The 18,752-nt window shown below is 70.1% G+C and carries 17 protein-coding genes; 6 read left to right on the top strand and 11 right to left on the bottom strand.

What is annotated here, in order from left to right; all coding sequences use genetic code 11:
* Positions 1-98 precede the first annotated feature (98 nt).
* From AB5J50_RS07475 to AB5J50_RS07465, 3 genes are all read right to left on the bottom strand, one after another.
* Positions 99-854 carry an ABC transporter ATP-binding protein gene (locus tag AB5J50_RS07475; protein ID WP_369256084.1) on the bottom strand — a complete coding sequence of 252 codons (756 nt, stop codon included), beginning with the start codon at positions 852-854 and terminating at the stop codon, positions 99-101.
* Complete coding sequence (locus AB5J50_RS07470; protein ID WP_369256082.1) at positions 827-1,714, bottom strand: ABC transporter permease; 888 nt, start codon at positions 1,712-1,714, stop codon at positions 827-829. The genes AB5J50_RS07475 and AB5J50_RS07470 overlap by 28 nt, the downstream gene beginning before the upstream one ends.
* Positions 1,715-1,863: 149 nt before the next feature.
* Complete coding sequence (locus tag AB5J50_RS07465) at positions 1,864-1,932, bottom strand: putative leader peptide (protein WP_351286961.1); 69 nt, start codon at positions 1,930-1,932, stop codon at positions 1,864-1,866.
* 201 nt (positions 1,933-2,133) lie between these two features.
* Between AB5J50_RS07465 and AB5J50_RS07460 the strand changes: the two genes are divergently transcribed.
* On the top strand, positions 2,134-2,562 hold the full coding sequence (locus AB5J50_RS07460) for a secondary thiamine-phosphate synthase enzyme YjbQ (RefSeq protein ID WP_369256080.1): 429 nt from the start codon (positions 2,134-2,136) through the stop codon (positions 2,560-2,562).
* A 131-nt stretch (positions 2,563-2,693) separates the two neighbouring features.
* On the opposite strand, the gene AB5J50_RS07455 is transcribed toward AB5J50_RS07460, so the two are convergent.
* Positions 2,694-3,578, bottom strand: coding sequence for a winged helix-turn-helix transcriptional regulator (locus tag AB5J50_RS07455; protein WP_369256078.1), 885 nt, complete (start codon positions 3,576-3,578; stop codon positions 2,694-2,696).
* 128 nt (positions 3,579-3,706) lie between these two features.
* Here AB5J50_RS07455 and AB5J50_RS07450 point away from each other — a divergent pair, with 128 nt between their 5' ends.
* Positions 3,707-4,963, top strand: coding sequence for an MFS transporter (locus tag AB5J50_RS07450; RefSeq protein ID WP_369256076.1), 1,257 nt, complete (start codon positions 3,707-3,709; stop codon positions 4,961-4,963).
* 784 nt (positions 4,964-5,747) lie between these two features.
* Positions 5,748-6,326: a helix-turn-helix transcriptional regulator gene (locus AB5J50_RS07445; RefSeq protein WP_369256074.1), complete on the top strand. Its 579-nt coding sequence runs from the start codon at positions 5,748-5,750 to the stop codon at positions 6,324-6,326.
* 125 nt (positions 6,327-6,451) lie between these two features.
* Here the strand turns inward: AB5J50_RS07445 and AB5J50_RS07440 are convergent, their stop codons facing one another.
* Positions 6,452-7,789, bottom strand: a complete 1,338-nt coding sequence (locus tag AB5J50_RS07440; protein ID WP_369256072.1) for a PLP-dependent aminotransferase family protein — start codon at positions 7,787-7,789, stop codon at positions 6,452-6,454.
* 96 nt (positions 7,790-7,885) lie between these two features.
* On the opposite strand from AB5J50_RS07440, the gene AB5J50_RS07435 reads away from it, so the two are divergent.
* On the top strand, positions 7,886-8,512 hold the full coding sequence (locus AB5J50_RS07435; RefSeq protein ID WP_369256070.1) for a DJ-1/PfpI family protein: 627 nt from the start codon (positions 7,886-7,888) through the stop codon (positions 8,510-8,512).
* 139 nt (positions 8,513-8,651) lie between these two features.
* On the opposite strand, the gene AB5J50_RS07430 is transcribed toward AB5J50_RS07435, so the two are convergent.
* The 4 genes from AB5J50_RS07430 to AB5J50_RS07415 all read right to left on the bottom strand — a co-directional run bounded on the left by AB5J50_RS07430 (position 8,652) and on the right by AB5J50_RS07415 (position 12,716).
* Positions 8,652-9,302 (bottom strand): response regulator transcription factor, encoded by a 651-nt coding sequence (locus AB5J50_RS07430; RefSeq protein WP_369256068.1) that lies wholly within the window; start codon positions 9,300-9,302, stop codon positions 8,652-8,654.
* The gene (locus tag AB5J50_RS07425) at positions 9,208-10,836 is read right to left on the bottom strand and encodes a sensor histidine kinase (protein WP_369256066.1); all 1,629 of its coding nucleotides are present in this window, start codon (positions 10,834-10,836) and stop codon (positions 9,208-9,210) included. The genes AB5J50_RS07430 and AB5J50_RS07425 overlap by 95 nt, the downstream gene beginning before the upstream one ends.
* Positions 10,837-10,843: 7 nt before the next feature.
* Complete coding sequence (locus AB5J50_RS07420; protein WP_327426830.1) at positions 10,844-11,179, bottom strand: response regulator transcription factor; 336 nt, start codon at positions 11,177-11,179, stop codon at positions 10,844-10,846.
* 100 nt (positions 11,180-11,279) lie between these two features.
* Positions 11,280-12,716 (bottom strand): TRAP transporter substrate-binding protein, encoded by a 1,437-nt coding sequence (locus AB5J50_RS07415; protein ID WP_369256064.1) that lies wholly within the window; start codon positions 12,714-12,716, stop codon positions 11,280-11,282.
* A gap of 174 nt (positions 12,717-12,890) precedes the next feature.
* On the opposite strand from AB5J50_RS07415, the gene AB5J50_RS07410 reads away from it, so the two are divergent.
* On the top strand, positions 12,891-14,612 hold the full coding sequence (locus AB5J50_RS07410; protein WP_369256062.1) for a sensor histidine kinase: 1,722 nt from the start codon (positions 12,891-12,893) through the stop codon (positions 14,610-14,612).
* A 46-nt stretch (positions 14,613-14,658) separates the two neighbouring features.
* Here the strand turns inward: AB5J50_RS07410 and AB5J50_RS07405 are convergent, their stop codons facing one another.
* Together AB5J50_RS07405 and AB5J50_RS07400 are read right to left on the bottom strand one after the other, a co-directional pair.
* Positions 14,659-16,308: a SpoIIE family protein phosphatase gene (locus AB5J50_RS07405; protein WP_369265328.1), complete on the bottom strand. Its 1,650-nt coding sequence runs from the start codon at positions 16,306-16,308 to the stop codon at positions 14,659-14,661.
* A 184-nt stretch (positions 16,309-16,492) separates the two neighbouring features.
* Entirely contained in the window at positions 16,493-17,173 is a 681-nt protein-coding gene (locus tag AB5J50_RS07400; protein WP_369256060.1) for a class I SAM-dependent methyltransferase, read from the bottom strand.
* Positions 17,174-17,343: 170 nt separating this feature from the next.
* Here AB5J50_RS07400 and lpdA point away from each other — a divergent pair, with 170 nt between their 5' ends.
* Positions 17,344-18,744, top strand: coding sequence for a dihydrolipoyl dehydrogenase (gene lpdA / locus AB5J50_RS07395; protein WP_369256058.1), 1,401 nt, complete (start codon positions 17,344-17,346; stop codon positions 18,742-18,744).
* The last annotated feature ends 8 nt before the right edge of the window (positions 18,745-18,752 follow it).

Raw genomic sequence — 18,752 nt, 5'->3', positions numbered from 1 at the left:
GTTCCGTTCGTTGGGTTGAACCGAGGGTGTGGTTCGGCGGAGTTGAACTCGGGGATTGGTTCGGTCGGGGTTGAACCGCGGTTTTGGGGGCGGGGAGTTCAGGCGGCTTCGGCGGCGGTGTCGACGCCGAGCCGTTCCAGCAGTGCGGCGCGCAGTGCGGCGAACCGGGGGTCGGTGATGTCGCGCGGGCGGTCCAGCTCGACCTCCGTCTCGTACGCGATGACGCCGTCGTCCATCACGAGGACGCGGTCGGCGAGCAGTACCGCCTCCTCGACGTCGTGGGTGACCAACAGGACGGCGCAGCCCCGGCGTTGCCAGAGTTCGCCGACGAGTCGCTGCGCCTTGATGCGGGTGAGGGCGTCGAGCGCGCCGAACGGCTCGTCGAGCAGCAGGAGATCGGGCTCGCGGACCAACGCGCGGGCCAGCGAGGCACGTTGGGCCTCACCGCCGGACAGGGTCTTGGGCCAGGCGTCCGAGCGGTGGGTGAGACCGACCTCGGTCAACGCCTGTTCGGCGACGGCACGTTCGGGCTTGCCGGGCAGACCGAGCAGGACGTTGCGCCACACCTTCTTCCACGGCATCAGCCGGGGTGCCTGAAACGCGACGGCCTTGCGCCGCGGGACGAGGACGGTGCCCTCGATGTCACGGTCCAGCCCGGCGAGGATCCGCAGGAGCGTGGACTTGCCGCAGCCGCTGCGGCCGAGCAGGGCAACGAACTCGCCCGGCCTGACGTCCAGTTGGAGGTTGTCGATGACGGCGCGGCCGTCGAAGGAGCGGGTCAGTCCCGCCACGCGTACGGCCGCGGCGGGGGCCTTCCGGGTGGTGGTCACCGGCCCGTGAACGTCGGTCGCCATTGCAGCAGCAGCCTTTCGAGGGTGCGGACGATGAAGTCGGCGAGCAGGCCGAGGAAGGCGTAGACGATCAGGCAGACGACGATCACGTCGGTCCGCAGGAAGTCCCGCGCCTGGACCATGAGGAAGCCGATCCCGGCGTCCGCGTTGATCTGCTCGGCGAAGACGAGCGCGAGCCAGGCGATGCCGAGGGAGTAGCGCAGCCCGGTCATCGCCCCGGGCAGCGCGCCCGGCAGTACGACATGCCGGACGAGCCCCCATCGCGAGAGTCCCAGCGACTCCCCGGCCTCGATCAGCTGGGAATCGACGCCGCGGATGCCGGCGTACACATTCAGATAGAGGGGGAAGGACACGCCGAGCGTGATGATCGCGATCTTCGGGGCCTCGCCGATGCCGAACCAGATGATGAACAGCGGGATCAGCCCGACGAACGGCACGGTCCGCAACATCTGGACACTCGCGTCCACGAGGTCCTCGCCGACGCGGAACAGCCCTGATATCAGGGCGAGTCCGGTACCGACGACGGTGCCGAGCAGCAGGCCGACCGCGACGCGCTGCAACGAGACGCCCATCGCGTTCGGCAGCGACCCGTCCGCGATCAGATCACTGCCGACCCTTGCGATGGTGCCCGGCGAGGCGAGGACATCGGAGGTCAACAGGCCGGTAGCGCTGAGGAGTTGCCACAGGGCGAGCAGCAGGACGGGGCCGGAGGTGCGACGCAGCCAGCGGGGGACCCGGGTGCGGCGTGTGGAGGTGGGGACGATGGGTTCGAGGTCGGGCGACGCCTGCGAGGGCTCGCCGTCCTTGGATGTATCCGAAATATCGGGCTCGGGTGAGCCGGGCGGGGCATGGCTGATGCTCATGAGTGCTCCACGGGGAGGAGAGCGACCGGAGAGGGGTACGCCATGGCGCCGCCGCGTCATGAACTCAGCGTGGGATCAGGTGAGAACGGACGCGCGGGTGGGCGGGGCGCAGGCGAGGAGAAAAGGGGGAAAGTGAGGGTGAAAGGGCGTCAGCAGCCGCGGCGACACGCGGCGGAGGCCACCCGCAGCAGGTCGATGTGACCGCGCGTGGTGAGCATGGCTGAACGCAACATGCGGCAGAAGCTAGCCAGCTGGTACGTGTACGGTCAATGGTGTCTCGCGGACTGGACCTCACGTATCACTGTACGGGCGGGGCGGTCGGGGTGCGGACCCGATCCATGGGCCGCCGATCGGCGTGCCCCCCGATGCGCGAGCCGTCGATCGGGCGTGGAACCCCACGTATGGGCGAGGATTGGGGCATGTCCGATGCCTTCACCACCCGTGTCCTGAACGTCGCCACCGGTTCGTCGGAGACGGTCGTCGATCTCACCCGTGACTGTGAGGCCTTCCTCCGGGAGGCGGCCGCCGGCCGCGACGGCCTCCTGAACGTCTTCGTCCCGCACGCGACCGCCGGAATCGCGATCATCGAAACCGGCGCCGGCAGCGACGACGACCTCCTCGCCGCCCTCCACTCCCTGCTCCCCGCGGACGACCGCTGGCAACACCGCCACGGCAGCCCCGGCCACGGCCGCGACCACGTACTGCCGGCGGTCGTGCCGCCGCACGCGACGTTGCCCGTATTGGGCGGGCGGCTGGAGTTGGGGACGTGGCAGTCGGTGTGCCTGGTGGATACCAACAGGGATAATTTCGAGCGAAAGGTTCGCATTACCTTTCTCGCCGGCTCCTGATCGGCATGCATGGAGGCCGTCCTGAGGTCAGAGGCACCGGAGGAGTACGCCACGGCCTAGCGGGTGTGAGCGCCTGTCGCCGTGACGGACTCGGCGGGCATACCCGGGGCCATCCCCGCGCCCGCCCCCCTTCAGCGCCCCGCCGCCACCCGCCGCACCACCGCCAGCGCCTCGCGCACTGCCCCCGGGATGTCCGTCACGGGGAAGCGTGCCTGGCGCACCACGCGTTCGCGGTCCACCACCAGCACCGCCCGCTTCAGCCGCAGTGCCTGCCCGGCGCGGAACACTGGTAGCCGCAGAGCGGCGGCGAGGCGCAGGTCGACGTCTGAGAGCAGGGTGAAGGGGATGCCCTCCTCGACCGCGAACACCCGCTGCTCGTCCGGGCGTTGCGTGCTCACGCCGCGCACCTCGGCGCCCGCCGCGCGGAAGTCGTCGTACGCGTCCCTGAACAGCCGGTTTTCCAGCGTGCAGCCGATGGCGCCCGGGATGTCGGCCCAGCCGTCCGGCAGCGGGCCGGGGCGACCGGTCGCCGGGTAGCAGAACAGGACGGTGGCCGCGGCCTCGGCCACCGGGTCCAGCGGCTCACCGTCCCGGTGCCCCGGCAGTTCGAGGCGCGGCAGCCGCTCGCCCACCAGGCCCGCCACCCGCACCGCCTCCGCACTCTCCTCGTCAGCCGTGCCGCTCAGCGAGCCGTCGCCGAGCAGCCAGCGGTCCGCCCAGTCCTGCATCGAGAGCAGTACGGGCAGCAGCCCCCGCCCGCTCTCCGTCAGCCGGTACTCGTACCGCACCGGGCCACTCTGGTACGGAACCTTCTCCAAGACCTCCGCCTCCACCAGATGCGCAAGGCGCTCGGTCAGCACCTTCCGGGAGATCCCCAACTCCTCCTGAAGCGCGTCGAACCGGTGGTGCCCGCGTGCGGTCTCCCGAACCAGGAGCAGGCTCCACCAGTCGCCGACCACGGCCGCCGCCTGCGCGATCGCACAGGCGGCGTCCCGCTCGGGCACCGACCTGACCATGGGTCTCCTGTCTTGCGGATACAGCGTCCAGCCTTTGAAACCATCTTGCGCCATGCGGTCAGTTCCGGATAGGAACTCAGTCGCATCAAGTAAGTTCCCATAAGAGACTCACGGGGGATGGGCGCAGTATGAGCGAGACACCGACGGTCCCGGAGCACGATCGCCGCAGCACCCGCCACGCGACCTCGCCGCCGGCCGTCTTCTGGCGCTACTGGGCCGCCGCCACCGTCAGCAACGCGGGCACCGCCGTCACCGCCCTCGCTCTGCCCCTGGTCGCCCTCACAGTCCTCGACGCCACCGCGCTCCAGGCCACCCTGCTCGCCGCCGCCGGACAGATCTCCTGGCTGCTGCTCAGCCTCCCGGCCGGAGTGATCGCCCAGCGCGTCCCGCTCCGCCGCCTCCAGGTCACCCTCGATCTCGTACGGTTCGTCGCCGTCGGATCCCTCCCGCTCGCCTGGTGGCTTGACCGGCTCAGCTACCCGCACCTGTTGCTCGCCGCTCTGGTCACCGGCGCGGCGACCGTACTCTTCGACATCGGCAACTCGACCTTTCTGCCCGCCATCGTCCCGGACCGGCAGCTCGCCGCCCGCAACAGCCTGATGTCCGGCACGCACGCCGTCACCGAGACCGGAGGGCCCTCCGGGGGCGGCCTCCTCGTGCACGCCACGGGCCCGGTCGGCGCGCTCCTCGTGGACGCGGCCAGCTACCTGCTCTCCGCCGTGCTGCTGCGTACCCTCCCCGAGCGCCGTCCCGCCGCCCGCACCGGCGACGGCGCCCTCCGGCTGATCCGCGAGGGCTGGACGTACGTGACGCGGCACCCAGTGATGCTGCCCTGCATGCTCTGGGCCACCGCCACCAACTTCGTCTGCGCCGCCCTGGTCGCCCTCACACCCCTCTACCTGGTCCGTGAGGCCGGACTGACGCCCGTACAACTCGGCCTGGTGCTTGCCATGGACGGAATCGGCGCCCTCGCCGGGTCCGCCGTGGCGGTCCGACTGACCCGGCGGTTCGGCACCGCCCGGGGGGTCGTCGGGACCGCGCTGGCCGGCGGCGCTGCCGCCCTGCTGGCCCCGCTGACCACGTCCGCAGCCGACGCGTACTGGTTCGCCCTGGGCAACGCCGGCTTCGCCTTCGGCGTCGTCATCGGGTCGATCACCACCCGCACCCACCGCCAGACCGAGTCCCCGCCCGAGCTCCTCTCCCGTGTCATGGCCACCGTCCGCTTCGTCTCCTGGGGCGCCCAGCCGCTCGGCGCCCTCACCGCCGGCCTGCTCGCCACGTACGCGGGGACGCACGCGGCCCTGTGGACGGTGTGCACGGCCGCGCTCCTGCCGCCGCTGTACCTGCTCGCGGTCCCGGTGGGCCGCCGCCGGGACTTCGCCTGACGCGGTCCTGGAGTCGGCGTGGTCTTCGTTCGACAGCGCGCCGGCGACGCTCATGCGCCGCTGCGGGCAGGTGATCGGCAAGCGGCAGGTCGAAAGCCTGGTTGTCCAGGCCGCGGTGGATATCGATGCCCCCTACCGGGCCCGCATCCCCGCACCGCCAAGACGCTGTTGGTGATCTCGGCCGACGGTAAAGGCATTGTGATGCGGTCCGATGCTCTGCGGCCTACGACGCCGAACCCGCCCCCGGTCCATACGACGTGCCCTCGCCCGGGCGGACGCCACGGCAGCCGCATACCCCGGCCCGGCCCGAAGGCCACCGCGAAGTGGCTGCACGGATGGGTCCTGCACGATGCCGCCACCGTCATCAAAGACGTCTTCGACCAGGCCGAAGCCCGCGACCCTGGCCACCCTGATCCGACGGCGTGTTCGGCGGCTGTGTCCCCAGGACGCCCTCTTGCGGGTGGCTGGGGAGCTGGGTTGTGTGCGTTCGGCCTTCTCTGCACCAAGCAAGAAGCGAGCCAGATACAAGGTCGACGTGTCGAGCAAGGTCAGTCCGGCGGCCGTCCCCCAAGATATGCCGCACCCGTGCCACCTGGAGTCGCACGTTCTCGGAGTCATCGCATGACTCCAGGTAGTAGGCCAATGAGCTCTCTGCGGCCTCTATGCCCATCGCGCGAACCTTATCGAGCCCGCCAACGGCCACCAGCTCGGGGTGGTTACGAGCCGCGAGACTGTATGCGTCCATCGCGACGTTGTGTTCCAGCGCAGCTCTGACGAAGGGCGGATGGTCCCCGACGGTTATCTCCATGGCCTTGGTCAGCGCCTTCAGGCCGGACACCTGGTCGGTCTGCCCGCGAGTGACAACCCGCTCGGTCTGGACGAGCCGACCGTGCTGACCGTCGGGCCCCTCCTACGGGAACTGATCCTCGCCTACACGCACACCCCGCACGACGACAGTCCCGAACGCGGGCTGCTACGGGCCGTGCTGCTCGACCAGTTGAGGGCATCACCCCAGCAGCCGCTGCACCTGCCCACTCCCACCGCCCCTCAGTTGATCGCGGTGTGCGAGATCCTGCGCACGAATCCGGCCGACGGCCGCACCCTGGCCGTACTGGGCAGAGAAGTCGGCGCCGGCGACCGCACTCTCTCCCGCCTCTTCAAGGCCGACCTCGGCATGACCTTCCCGCAGTGGCGTACCCAACTGCGCCTCTACCACGCGCTGGTCCTGCTGGCCGAGAACACCCCGGTGACGGCCGTGGCCCACCTGTGCGGCTGGTCGTCCGCCAGCGCCTTCATCGATGTCTTCCGCCGTACCTTCGGACATACCCCGGGAACACATCAGCCGCGCAAGCGGACAGGCTGACTGTTCCATCGTCCTCGCCAGGCGCACCCACGGCCTGCCGTACAGCGGATCCTCGGCGCGTTGGAAGGGGAATCCTCTGAGAGTGCGGTCGAGGCCCTCTCCCGGGACCAACCGTCCCACCGGCTTCAGGCGTAGGCGTCCTCGACAGCGGCTCGTCGCACTGTGCGCAGCGTCGACTGGAGACTGTCCAGATCGGTCGAGCCCAGAGCGAGGCGGATCGCCTGCGGTGTGTGCGGCGAGGTGGTGAACGGCTCGGCCGTGGCTACCGAGATGTGCTGACGCGCGAGGGTGGCGGTCAGGCGGTCGGCGCGTGCGTCGTCGGGCAGCGGCAGCCAGGTGAAGTAGGACGAGGGGTGGCTGATGAGGGGGAGGCCTGCCAGCTCCTGTCTGGCGATTGCTTGGCGGGCCTTGGCGTCGTCTCGTTTCTGCGCTTCCAACTGGTCCACCGTGCCGTCGTCGAGCCAGCGGCAGGCGATCGCGGTGGTGAGGGCCGGGGTGTTCCAGGTGGTCGCCCGGATCGCGCGTTCGAGCGACGGCACCGTAGAGGGCGGGGCGACGACGAAGCCGACCCGCAGGCCGGTGGCGACGCTCTTGGACAGTCCCGAGACGTAGACGGTGATGTCCGGCGCGGTTGCGGCCAGTGGCGGTGGCGGGTTCTCGACCAGGTAGGCGTAGGAGGCGTCTTCGATGATGAGCGGGCCGTGGTGTCGGGCGATCTTGATCAGGCGGGTTCGGTCGGTGGCCGGCATGACCCAGCCCAGCGGGTTGTGCAAGGTGGGCATCGTGTAGATCGCGCGCACCGGGCGGGTCGCGCACAGCTTCTCGAGGGCGTCGAGATCCGGCCCGGCGGCGGTTGCGGGGATGGGCGCCAGGTCGAGATGGAAGGCATGCGCGAGCACCTTGAAGCCCGGGTAGGTGAGGGCGTCGACCGCGACGACGTCGCCGGCATTGAGCGTGGCCATGACGGTGATGGCGAGGCCGTGCTGCGCACCGCCTGCGATGAGGACCCGATCCGCGTCGGTGGTGATTCCCCGGCGCCTCAGGTGCTGTGCGATCGAGGCTCTGTCCTGGGGACGCCCTCGATGTGGTTGGTAGCGCAGCAGCGTGTCGAGATCGCCGGCGGTGGCCAGCTCGCGCAGGGCCTGCCGGAGGAGATCGGCCTGTCCGGGCAGCGACGGGTAGTTGAAGTTGAGGTCGACCGCGTCCGTGGCGACGACCTGCTGATCGATGCCGTGACCGGCGGGAACCGCGATGTCACGCACGAACGTGCCGCGGCCCTGTTCCCGGCTCACCAGCCCCATCGTTTCCAGCTCGGCGTACACCCGGGTCGCGGTCACCACGGCGATGCCCTCACGGGCGGCGAGCCCACGGTGTGTCGGCAGCCGCACGCCCGGGGCGAGCCGCCCGCTCCGGATGTCGGATGCGAGCGCGTCGACCAGCACTTTGTATCGCGAGGCTGCCATGCACCCGATTGTATCCATGACAATTCTTTGACTGTCCTGTTCGCGGGTCCTTACCGTCAAGACCCACCCACCCACTCACCCGGAAGGACAGCCGCTGTGCCGCACATCGCCATCCTCACCTTCGAGGGCTACAACGAGCTCGACTCCCTGATCGCGCTCGGTGTGCTCAACCGCATCAAGACCGACGACTGGCGCGTCACCATCGCCACCCCCAGCCCCAAGGTGACGTCGATGAACGGGGTGGTCATCGAGCAGATGTCCACACTTGAGGAGGCGTGCGCCGCCGACGCCGTCATCGTCGGGAGCGGCATCGCCACCCGCGAGGTCGTCGAAGACCCGGCGATCATGAACGTCCTGCGCCGCCTGGATCCCTCGCGCCAGCTCATCGCGGCACAGTGCTCCGGCGCGCTCGTGCTGGCCAGGCTCGGCCTGCTGGGCGGCATCCCCGCCTGCACCGACCTGATCACCAAGCCCTGGGTCGTCGCCGCCGGCGTCGAGGTGCTCAACCAGCCCTTCTACGCCAAGGACAACATCGCCACCGCCGGCGGCTGCCTGGCCTCGCACTACCTCGCCGCCTGGATCATCGCCCGCCTCGAGGGCCACGACGCCGCCGAAAGCGCGCTGCACTATGTCGCACCGGTCGGCGAGAAGGAGGAGTACATCGAGCGCGCCTGGCGCAACATCACCCCCTACCTGCCCGCTTCCACACCGGCACTTGTGTGAACAACCCGTCGCAAGACGCGGCCGGCCAGGAAGCCCCGACCCCCCGGCAGCCCGGCCGGTCGTTCGCGGCCCGAACGTCTGGGCTTCCGCCGGCGATCGCCTCGGCCACCGCGTTGCCTGCGAGGCGGCGAGCCAGGGCTCAGTGCGTGGCCTGGAGGTACTTCAGGACGGCGAGTACACGCCGGTGGTCGTCCGGCGACTGATGCAGGTTCAGCTTCTGCAGGATCTGCCGGACATGGGCCTCCAGCGTCTTGGGACTCATCGAGAGCTTTCCGGCGATGGCTGCGTTCGAACGCCCCTCGGCCATGAGTGCCAACACCTCGAGTTCCCTTGTGGTGACGCCCGCGAGGGGGCCGGGGTCGCGGGGCCGCCGCATCAGCGTGCTCACGATCGTGGGGTCGATGACGCACTCGCCCTCGACGACGCGGCGCAATGCGTCGACGAGCAGGGCGACGTCCGCCACACGCTCCTTGAGGAGGTACCCGAGGTGTTCGGGCGCATCGCTGATCAGACGCATCGCGTAGTGCGCCTCGAGGTACTGCGACAGGACGAGCACACCGATGGACGGATGCATGGATCGCAGCTTGTGGGCCGCGACGAGGCCCTCGTCCGTGTACGTCGGCGGCATCCTGATGTCCACGATCACCGCGTCGGGCACAGCGGAGTCGAGTTTGTGCATCAGCGTGGCGGTGTTGTCAGCGGTCGCCACTACCTCGCAGCCGGCTTCCGCGAGCAGCCGCGCCAAGCCGTCGCGGATCAGCATCGAGTCGTCCGCGATCACGATCTTCATCGGATGCCCCCCGTTCACGATCTCCGTCCGACCCCGCTCCCTCGGCCGGGATCCTGGCCATGAGCAGTGTCCCGCCCGCGGCACCACCGCCGACAGTGATGCTGCCGCCCAAAGCCTCGACCCGGTCGGCGATCCCGCGCAGTCCCGAGCCCTCGGCGTCGGCACCGCCGCGGCCGTCGTCGGTCACGCGCACCACGACGTCGCCCGCCTCGGCGACGACCTCCACGCTCGCCGACGTGGCGGCCGCGTGCTTGGCGACGTTCGTCAGTGCCTCGGCGCACACGAAGTAGGCGGCCGCCTCGACCGGGGGCGGCAGTCTGCCGACCCCGACCGCCACCGAGACCGGCAGCCCGGCCCGGCCGGCGAGCAGCGGCAATGCGGCGGCGAGCCCACCGGCGGTAAGGCTCTGCGGCCTCACCCCCTGCGCGAACTGGGCGAGTTCGCGCAGGGCGGTGGCCACCTCGGCCCGCACCTCCGAAAGCACAGCGCGCAGTTCGTCACCCGCCTCGGCCTCAAGGGCGGCGAGGTGGAGCCCCGCCTGGGCGAGGTGGCGTTGCGCACCCGTGGCCAGCTCCGCCTCCAGCGCCCGCCGCTGGGCGTCGGCCGCCTCCACGATGCGGCGGCGTGACGCGGCGAGCCCGGCCGTGCGGGCGCGGACTTCCGCCCTCATCCGCGCGTTGGTGACGGCCAGGCGCAGCGCCGCGGTGGCCCCGTCGACCAGCTTCGGGTCGTCCAGTACCGAGGGATCGTGAATGAGTACGGCGACGGGCTCCCCGTCGTTCTCGACAGCCGTTGTCACCCGCCCCGTGGTGCGCCCGTCGGCGTCGAGCCGACGGCCTGTCTCATCGACGTACGCCTGCTGCCGCGGCACCCAGTAGCCCAGCGTCAGGCCGGGATCGCCCAGTGCCCTGGCCAGTTGGGCCTGCAGTCCTGCGGTGTCCGTGCGCCGGCCGAGCTGCGTGACGAGGTCGGAGACGGTGGCCTCGGTCCAGCGCCCGTACAGCAGATCCACCGTCAGCCAGATCACGACCAGGCAGACGGCCGCGTCGTAGACCAGCACGACAGCGCGGTCCGCGCCCCACTCCAGCAGCACGTTGGCGCTGCCCAGGGCCAGCACGCCGGCGAAGACCAGCGCGGCGGCCAGCGCCGACCGCCCTGCCCTCCTCGCGGGTCCCGACGTCCGGGCGAAGACGTCGAGAGCTGCCACGACGACGAGAGCCGACAGTCCCACGGTCAGCCACGGCGTCCGTACGAAACCCTCGTAGACCGCCGCTACGTAGGCGGCGAGGACCACGACAGCGGCCGGTCGCCGGTGCAGCCGCCCGATCGGATAGGACAGGTGCAGATGGACCAGCGGTCCCCGGTGGAGGAACACCAGGCCGGGAAAGACGCTGCCCAGGAACCAGCACGCCCCGGCCATCGCCATGAGCAGGCCGACGCGGCTGCGGCGCCTGCCTGTCCAGGCCACCGCGCCCGACGCGAGAAGCACCGCACCGACCGTGGCGTCGGCCAGAGACAACACCGGGTCCGGCATGGCGTGTTCACCCCGCCAGTGCCATGAGCGCGGTGCGCGACAGCCTGTCCTTGGGGATGAACCCGCGAGCCGCACTGCGCCCCAGCCGGTCCGCATACACCGTGGCGTCGCGGCTGGAGGTGAGGATGACCGCGGGCCGTTCCCCTCCACGTTCGGTCAGGCGTGCGCAGACCTCGAACCCGTCCAGGTCCGGCAGCACGATGTCCAGCAGCACGATCTGGGGGTCCAGCCGCTCGGCCGCGAAAACGGCCGACGCGCCGTCCGCGGCCTCCCCGACCACGTCGAACCCCTCCGCCTCCAACAGCGCCCTGGCGAAGGTACGGAAGCCTGCGTGATCGTCCACGATCAGAAGCGTCGGGGCCACAGCCCGATGGTGACAGCACGGACGGCGGCAGCGCATCAGGGCTGCCCCCGATGCGCCGCCTCGCCCCCGCGCAGCCCGTTCAACGGGCCGCCGCCGTCTTGACCCAGGGCTGCTTGGAGCCGCCGAATGTCACGGCGTAGCCTCCGCAGTCCGTACAGTCGCCGAAGTCGAAGGTGCCGAAGGTGAGTTGGTCGCCGTCGAGGCGGAACGTGGCGTTGAACGTGAACAACCCGGCGAGATGGATCCGGTCGCGGAACGTCTGGTAGGGCCACCGCTCGGTCTCGCCGTTGGGGTCGGTCTTGGTGAGGATTCCGTTCTCGAAGGCCAGGGTCCACGTGCCGTTCGGCGGACCCTCGGTCCAGGTCTCGTCCCCCGGCCAGTGCCGCCAGTCCCCGTCGGCCATCGTGCGTGTCCACGTTCCTTCGAGCGGACCGGCGGTGGTGGACTTGGCGGGGCATGAGGCGGTGTCAGGTCCCACGCCGGTCGTCTCCTTGAGGTACTGGATCTGTTCGAGCCAGTCATTCGTGCGTGTGTCCTTGCGCAGCCTGGCGTAGACCGGCTTCAGGGCCGACTCCATGGCTTTCAGACCGGCGGAGGACGCCGACGGGAACGTCATTCCCAGCCTGCACAGGGTGGGCGCGGTCTCCCGGTCCTCGGCCCGGGAGAGATCCACCGCCTGTGTGACCGTCTGCTGGAGCGCCTTGGTGAGGACGGTCCGCTGCTGCGGGGAGAGCCTGCTGTGGGCGGCCTTGCCCATGACGACCACGAGGGGGCGCGGCCACAGATCGACATTGCCCGTCACGTACTTGGCATCCTGGTCGTGATGCCTGCCGAGGACCGCTCCGAGCTGCATCTGAACGCCGCCGTAGGAACTGAGGTCCGTGCTCGCCGCTGCCGTGACGGGAGTCGCGCCCAGGGCCCGTAGGCTCTCGTCCATCAGGGCCGAATCCTGGCTGACGATCTTCTTGCCTTTGAGAGCGTCCGGGTTCACCAGGGGCTCGCGGGTACCCACCAGCCGCGTCAGCGGCCCCGGCAGCACGCCGATGCCGACGACACCGGCCTTGCGCACTCCGCCGAGCATCTTCGCCGGAATGCCGGCCTCGAACACCTTCGTCTCCAGCTCGTAGCTGTCCACCAGCATCGGCGCCAACAGTGCCTGGAAGTCCGTGATGCCGACCCGGTCGAACGAGCGGGCCCCCACCCAGGCCATGTCCGCCTTGCCCTTGCGGATGTCGTCGAGTGTCCCCACCTCGGGCCGGGCCTCTCCTTCGCGCCACTCGTCCCGGAACTTGATCCTGATCGTCCCCTTGGACAACTGGTCGACACGCTTGGCCCAGGCCACCAACTGCGGCGGCTCAACGGATCCGCCCGGGTTGGCGAGGGTGAGCACGGTGGCCTCGGCGTCGGCATGCCCTCCGGCCCTGTCGGCCGACGCGGCCGAGCACCCTGCCGAGACCAGCAGAGCCCCCACAACTGCCGCCGCAGCGGCCCACGTTCCTCGTTTCCGCCGTTTCACGGGGCACCTCCCCTTTCGATGCCCATGACGCTACGGACGTCCCCGGAGCGGGACATCGGGGCTGTCCCGGTGACACGCCACGGCCAGAATCAGGGACAGCCCTCTGCCAAAACAATGCCCGTCCCGGGACCATCGTTCCGACAGAAGAGCGAGTCGCCTGCCGGAGACATGCCGATGCCGATACGTCTGCTGCTGTTCGGGGTGGGAGTTGCTCTCAGCCTCGTCACCGTGGTGATCGCGCGGGCGGAGCGGGGCTTTTCGACGGCGCTCACGACATCGCACGGCCTGACCGCCCTGCTGGGTGCCGGCTGGGCCCTGCTGATCGGCGCTCTCGCTTTCGGCCGGCGGACTTCCGCCAGACGAACGGGACTGCTGCTGTTCCTCGCCGCATACGCCTGGTTCCTGCCGGAGTGGGACAACCCGGGGACGACCTCGTCGGTCGTGTTCTCCCTCGGTCTCGCCCTCAACGCGGCCTGCCCGGCAGTGGTGGGCCACATGGCGCTGGCCTACCCCGGCGGCCGGCTCGGGTCATGGCCCGCCCGCGCGCTCGCGGTGGCAGGCTACGCGATCACTGTGGGCGTACAAGGCGTGGGCGCGGCCGCGTACTTCCGGCCTCAGACGCAGGGCTGCTCGGAGTGCCCGCGCAACTGGTGGGCAGTCGCCGACGCCTCGGCTCGCGCACAGAGCATCGCATCGGTGGGCGTACAGGCGGGCACGGCCTGGCTCCTGGCGCTCATCCTCTTCCTCGTCTTCCGCCTGCTCACCTCGAGTCCGGCCGCGCGGCGGTCCACAGGCCTGCCGATGCTGTGCGCCCTCGGTTACTTCACGGCCGTGGCCGTCTCCTACATCCGCAGCCTGAACCGCGGCTTCCTCGGCTCCGACGCCCGTGATGGCCAACTGTGGCAGGTGCAGGCCGGGGCGCTGGCCCTGCTGGCGGCCTCGTTGATCGTGGAGGTCGTCCGCGCCGGACTGAGGCAGCGCGAGCTGACCCGTCTGGTGATCGACCTGGGTGGCACGGCCACCCCGAGCAGATTGCGCGAGGCGATCGCCGGACGCCTCGGCGACCCGGACCTGCAGATCGCCTACCCGGTCGGTGCCGGCGACCTTCATGTCGACGCGGCGGCCAACCCGGTCGCCCTGCCTCCGCCGCACGGCAGAACTGCCACCACGCTCCGCCGCGGCGACTCCCACATCGCCACCCTGGTTCACCGTCCCGGCCTGCTGGACAGCCCGGGCGCGATCGAGGACCTCCTGTCCGGCGCCCGGATGGCCCTGGAGCACGAGCGTCTCCACGCGGAAAGCCTCGCCCAACTCGCCGCCCTGCGCGCCTCGGGCGCCCGCATCGTCACCGCCGGCGACGAGGAGCGGCGCCGCCTGGAGCGCGACCTGCACGACGGCGCCCAGCAGCGCCTGGTGAGCCTGGCCTTGGGGCTGCGGCTCCTGCGCATGCGCGCGACGACTCCGGCACGCCGGCTGGACCTGGCCGAGGCGGAGCTCGAACAGGCCGTCTCCGAGCTCAGACGGCTGGCGCGCGGACTTCACCCTGTCCTGCTGAAGGAGGCCGGCCTTGCCGTCGCCCTCGAAGCACTGGGCCAAACCCGAGACCTTCGCGTCGAAGACGTCCCGCGCGTGCGCTACTCCGACGTCCTGGAATCCACGGTGTACCTGGTGGCGGCCCGGATGAGCGAGAACAGGCCGACGACGGTCTCCGTAGACAGCCGCGACGGCCAACTGACCGCCTACGTCACGGTGAAAGGCGAGCTGCCGGACCTCGCTGACCTGGCCGATCGGATCACCACACTCGAAGGGGAGCTCAACTCCCACACCGAGCAGGGCGAGACTCGGGTGACCGCCCGGCTTCCCCTGCGCTGCACGGGCCAACTCAGGCGCGATTGAGCTTCCTGGGACGAACGTCAAGACGTCCAGGACCGCCCAGGTTCCTTCAGGTGTCGCCATTCCTCGGGATCTGCTGCTCGAACCAGACGACCTTGCCCGTGCTCAGCCTCGTCGCCCCCCAGCGCTGGGCGAGTTGATCGACGAGGAACAGGCCGCGGCCGCCTTCGTCGCCTGGTGCGGCCCGCCGCATCCGGGGCACCTGGGGCGAGTCGTCGGTCACCTCGCAGCGGAGTACGTCGGTGCGGAGCAGGCGCAAGGCGATGGGGCGTGAGGCGTACCGTACGGCGTTCGTCACGACCTCGCTGACCAGGAGTTCCGTCGAGTCGAGCAAGGATTCCAGGCCCCAGCGGCGCAGCGCCCTGCGGGTCAGGCGCCGTGCCTGTCCCGCGGTCAGCGGGTGGGGGTCGAGGTACCAGTATCCGACGCTGTCCGGAGGGAAGCCCTCGAACCGGGCGGTCAGCAGCGCGATGTCGTCGTCCCGGGCGCCCGGGGCCATGGTCCCCAGGAGCTGATCGCACAGGAGTTCCAGTGAGGGGGCGTCGTGCCCGCGCGGGGTGGCTTGGAGATGGGTGCGCAGGGCCTCGATGCCTGTTCCCACGTCGGTGTCGCGGGACTCGACGAGGCCGTCGGTGTACAGCAGCAGGGTCGCTCCGGTGGGCGCGGACATCTCCACGGAGTCGAAGGCGACGCCGCCGACGCCGATCGGTGCGCCCGGCGGGATGCGAAGTACCTCCGCGTGGCCGTCCGGGTGCAGGAGGACCGCGGGCGGATGGCCGGCGCTCGCCATGAGCAGCCGGTGCGAGATCGGGTCGTAGATCGCGTAGAGGCAGGTCGCGATGTGATCGCTGCCCAGGCGCTGGGCCTGCTCGTCGAGGTGGTGCATGACCTCGTCCGGAGGCAGGTCGAGCCCGGCGAGGGTCTGCACGATCGTGCGCAGCTGGCCCATGATCGCGGCCGAGGTCATGGAATGACCCATGACATCACCGACGATCAGCGCGACGCGGTTGCCGGACAGGGGGATCGCGTCGTACCAGTCGCCGCCGACCTGGGCGGTCTTCGAGGCGGGCAGGTATCGGCTGGCCAGCCGGACGCCGGTGGGCTCGGGCAGTGACGACGGGAGCATGGTGTGCTGCAACGTGTCCGCCACGGAGGCCTCGTGTCCGTACATCACCGCCTTCTGGACGCCGATGGCGGTGTGTGTCGCGAGCTGTGAGGCGACGAGCAGGTCGTCACCGGTGAAGGCGAGCCGGTCGGGCCGGCGCAGCAGCACGACGGTGCCTACGACGTGATGGCGGCCGTGCAGCGGGGCGATGATCTGGCTGCGGCCCGGCGGCAGTGACCCCGGCGCCTGCGCCACGGGCCCGAGCAGCTCCGCGACCGCGGGCGCGACCCCCGGTGTGTCGCCGAACGCCGGCCGCCCGGCCAGGAGCAGCCTCGCGAGGCGGCCGCCCGTGACCGGATGCACGCGCGCGGCCACATCCGAGCGCAGGGGAAGGGACTTCAGCCCGGGTGTCCGTGTCCGTTCGGTGTCCGCGAGCTCCGGTGCGCTGTCGAGGCTGTGCAGATGCAGGGCGACGGGCACGGCCGACTTCTCGTCCCCGACGGGCAACGGATCCTGCAGATGGATGATGATGGCGTCCGCGAACGCGGGAACGGCTGCCCGGCGCAATTCCCGGAGCGTCTCGTCCAGGTCCATCCCGCGGGCGATCCGCCGAGTCGCCACGTCGAGATACCGAAGCCGGTCGGTCTGCGGCCCGGTGCTGCCTGTCACCGCGTCCTGTCGTCCACGGCGGCCGGGGGAGGGGTGCCCGTGGTGCTCCGTCACGCCTTTCGTTCCATCCAGTCGTGTCACAGGTCTGCCCGTGCCGGCTCGTGCGTTCTCAGTCACGCCGCCTGCAGCAGAGGAAGATCTGTTCCTCGGGCGGGACGTCGGCGACCAGGGGGGCGTAGGTGTAGGAGGTCTCCTTGACGATCTCGAAGCCTCCTGTCTCGAGGACATGGCGGAGGTCCTCCAGCACGTAGCCGGAGACCCGGATCGTGTGTCCGAGGAACGGGATCTCGAAGTCGTCCACGTCGGCTTCCACCATCGAGAGGGCGAACAGGCCGCCGGGAACCAACAGATGGTGGATCGATCGCAGTGCGAGGGGAATCTCTGCGCGCGGCAGCATCAGCAGCGAGAAGAAGGCCGCGACGGCGTCGAAGCGGCCCAGATCGCGAGGGCCGCCCGGTCGCAGGTCGGCGAGGTCCAGCTGGTGGAACGTGGCATTCGGGACGTACTCCCGGGCGAGTTTCACCATCCCGCCGGACAGATCGACGCCCACGAGTTCGAAGCCCGCGTCCGTCAACTGGCGTGCGGTCGGCACTCCGGTGCCGCAGCCGAGGTCCAGTACGCGGGATCCCGCCGGGAGGGATGCGATCAGCCATTCGCCCGCGGAAATCTGGCCCTCCTTGTGGGGGAAGGCCTCGTGGTAGCGGTCGCCGATGGCGTCGAACGCCTCGGCCTGACCTGCGCGGTCGAGCCGTAGGGTCTCGTCATCGGTCCCATGGTCACTGCTGGTCACGAAAGTTACCTCTCGTTGCACACGGTGGATTGTCCCATAATCAGGCGCAATCAGGCGCAATCGGACGGGTTCGCTGGAGAGGGGAGGGCCTCGCCCGGCTGCCCCGGCCGGTCTTCCGGCGACCGGCCTGCAAGATCGCCATTTACGGCTGGAGGGCTACGCTGACCGTCATGAGCGCACACTTTGACGTGGTGGTCCTGGGCGCCGGCCCGGGTGGATATGTCGCGGCGATCAGGGCGGCCCAGCTCGGCCTCAGCACGGCGATCGTCGAGGAGAAGTACTGGGGCGGGGTGTGCCTCAACGTGGGGTGCATCCCGTCGAAGGCGCTGCTGCGCAACGCGGAGCTGGCACATATCTTCACCCAGGAGGCCAAGACCTTCGGCATCCAGGTGAACGGCGAGGTGAGTTTCGACTACGGCGCGGCCTTCACCCGCAGTCGCAAGGTGGCGGACGGGCGCGTCAAGGGCGTCCACTACCTGATGAAGAAGAACAAGATCACCCAGTACACCGGCCGTGGCACCTTCAGCGACGACCACACCCTCCAGGTCGCCCTCGCCGACGGTGGCAAGGAAACCGTCACGTTCGGGAACTGCATCATCGCCGCCGGCGCGACCACGAAGCTGCTGCCCGGCACCTCGCTCAGCGAGCGCGTGGTGACGTACGAGGAGCAGATCCTGTCCGACACGCTCCCGGCGAGCATCATCATCGCGGGCGCGGGTGCCATCGGCGTCGAGTTCGCGTACGTCCTGCACAACTACGGCGTCGACGTCACCCTCGTCGAGTTCCTCGACCGCATCGTCCCGCTGGAGGACGAGGAGGTCTCCGCGGAGCTGGCCCGCCGTTACAAGCGGCTCGGCATCAATGTGCTGACCTCCACCCGGGTCGAGGCGATCAACGACTCGGGCGATTCCGTCAAGGTCATGGTGACCACGGGCGGCCAGCGGCAGACGCTGCAGGCCGGCAAGGTGCTCCAGGCGATCGGCTTCCAGCCGCGCGTGCAGGGGTACGGCCTGGAGAACACCGGCGTCAAGCTCACCGACCGCGGGGCGATCGACATCGACGGGCGCTGCCGCACGAGCGTCCCGCACATCTACGCCATCGGTGACGTGACGGCGAAGCTGATGCTCGCCCACGCGGCCGAGTCGATGGGCATCGTGGCGGCCGAGACGATCGCCGACGCGGAGACCATGGAGCTCGACTACGTCATGATCCCGCGGGCGACCTACTGCCAGCCGCAGATCGCCAGCTTCGGCTGGACCGAGGCGCAGGCCCGTGAGAAGGGCTTCGACGTCAAGGTGGCGAAGTTCCCGTTCACCGCCAACGGCAAGTCGCACGGTCTGGGCGACACCGCGGGCTTCGTCAAGATCCTCAGCGACGCCCGGTACGGCGAGCTCCTCGGTGCCCACCTGATCGGCCCCGAGGTCACCGAGCTCCTCCCGGAGCTGACCCTCGCCCAGCAGTGGGACCTGACCGTCCACGAGGTCGCGCGCAATGTGCACGGCCACCCGACACTCGGCGAAGCGGTCAAGGAGGCCATCCACGGCCTGGCCGGTCACATGATCAACATGTGACCCCGGGA

Origin of the sequence: Streptomyces sp. R35 (assembly GCF_041053035.1) — a bacterium.
Lineage (GTDB): Bacteria > Actinomycetota > Actinomycetes > Streptomycetales > Streptomycetaceae > Streptomyces > Streptomyces lutosisoli.
The sequence above is the reverse complement of the archived record's forward strand: the minus strand, read 5'-3'. Positions and strand labels throughout refer to the sequence as shown.

Coding starts and splice junctions, on each gene's coding strand:
- AB5J50_RS07450 (WP_369256076.1), top strand. CDS start 3,707: ATGAGCGAGACACCGACGGTCCCGGAGCACGATCGCCGCAGCACCCGC.
- AB5J50_RS07410 (WP_369256062.1), top strand. CDS start 12,891: ATGCCGATACGTCTGCTGCTGTTCGGGGTGGGAGTTGCTCTCAGCCTC.
- AB5J50_RS07440 (WP_369256072.1), bottom strand. CDS start 7,789: ATGGCAGCCTCGCGATACAAAGTGCTGGTCGACGCGCTCGCATCCGAC.
- lpdA (WP_369256058.1), top strand. CDS start 17,344: ATGAGCGCACACTTTGACGTGGTGGTCCTGGGCGCCGGCCCGGGTGGA.
- AB5J50_RS07445 (WP_369256074.1), top strand. CDS start 5,748: ATGGTCCCCGACGGTTATCTCCATGGCCTTGGTCAGCGCCTTCAGGCC.
- AB5J50_RS07405 (WP_369265328.1), bottom strand. CDS start 16,308: ATGGACCTGGACGAGACGCTCCGGGAATTGCGCCGGGCAGCCGTTCCC.
- AB5J50_RS07460 (WP_369256080.1), top strand. CDS start 2,134: ATGTCCGATGCCTTCACCACCCGTGTCCTGAACGTCGCCACCGGTTCG.
- AB5J50_RS07425 (WP_369256066.1), bottom strand. CDS start 10,836: ATGCCGGACCCGGTGTTGTCTCTGGCCGACGCCACGGTCGGTGCGGTG.
- AB5J50_RS07430 (WP_369256068.1), bottom strand. CDS start 9,302: ATGAAGATCGTGATCGCGGACGACTCGATGCTGATCCGCGACGGCTTG.
- AB5J50_RS07475 (WP_369256084.1), bottom strand. CDS start 854: ATGGCGACCGACGTTCACGGGCCGGTGACCACCACCCGGAAGGCCCCC.
- AB5J50_RS07470 (WP_369256082.1), bottom strand. CDS start 1,714: ATGAGCATCAGCCATGCCCCGCCCGGCTCACCCGAGCCCGATATTTCG.
- AB5J50_RS07455 (WP_369256078.1), bottom strand. CDS start 3,578: ATGGTCAGGTCGGTGCCCGAGCGGGACGCCGCCTGTGCGATCGCGCAG.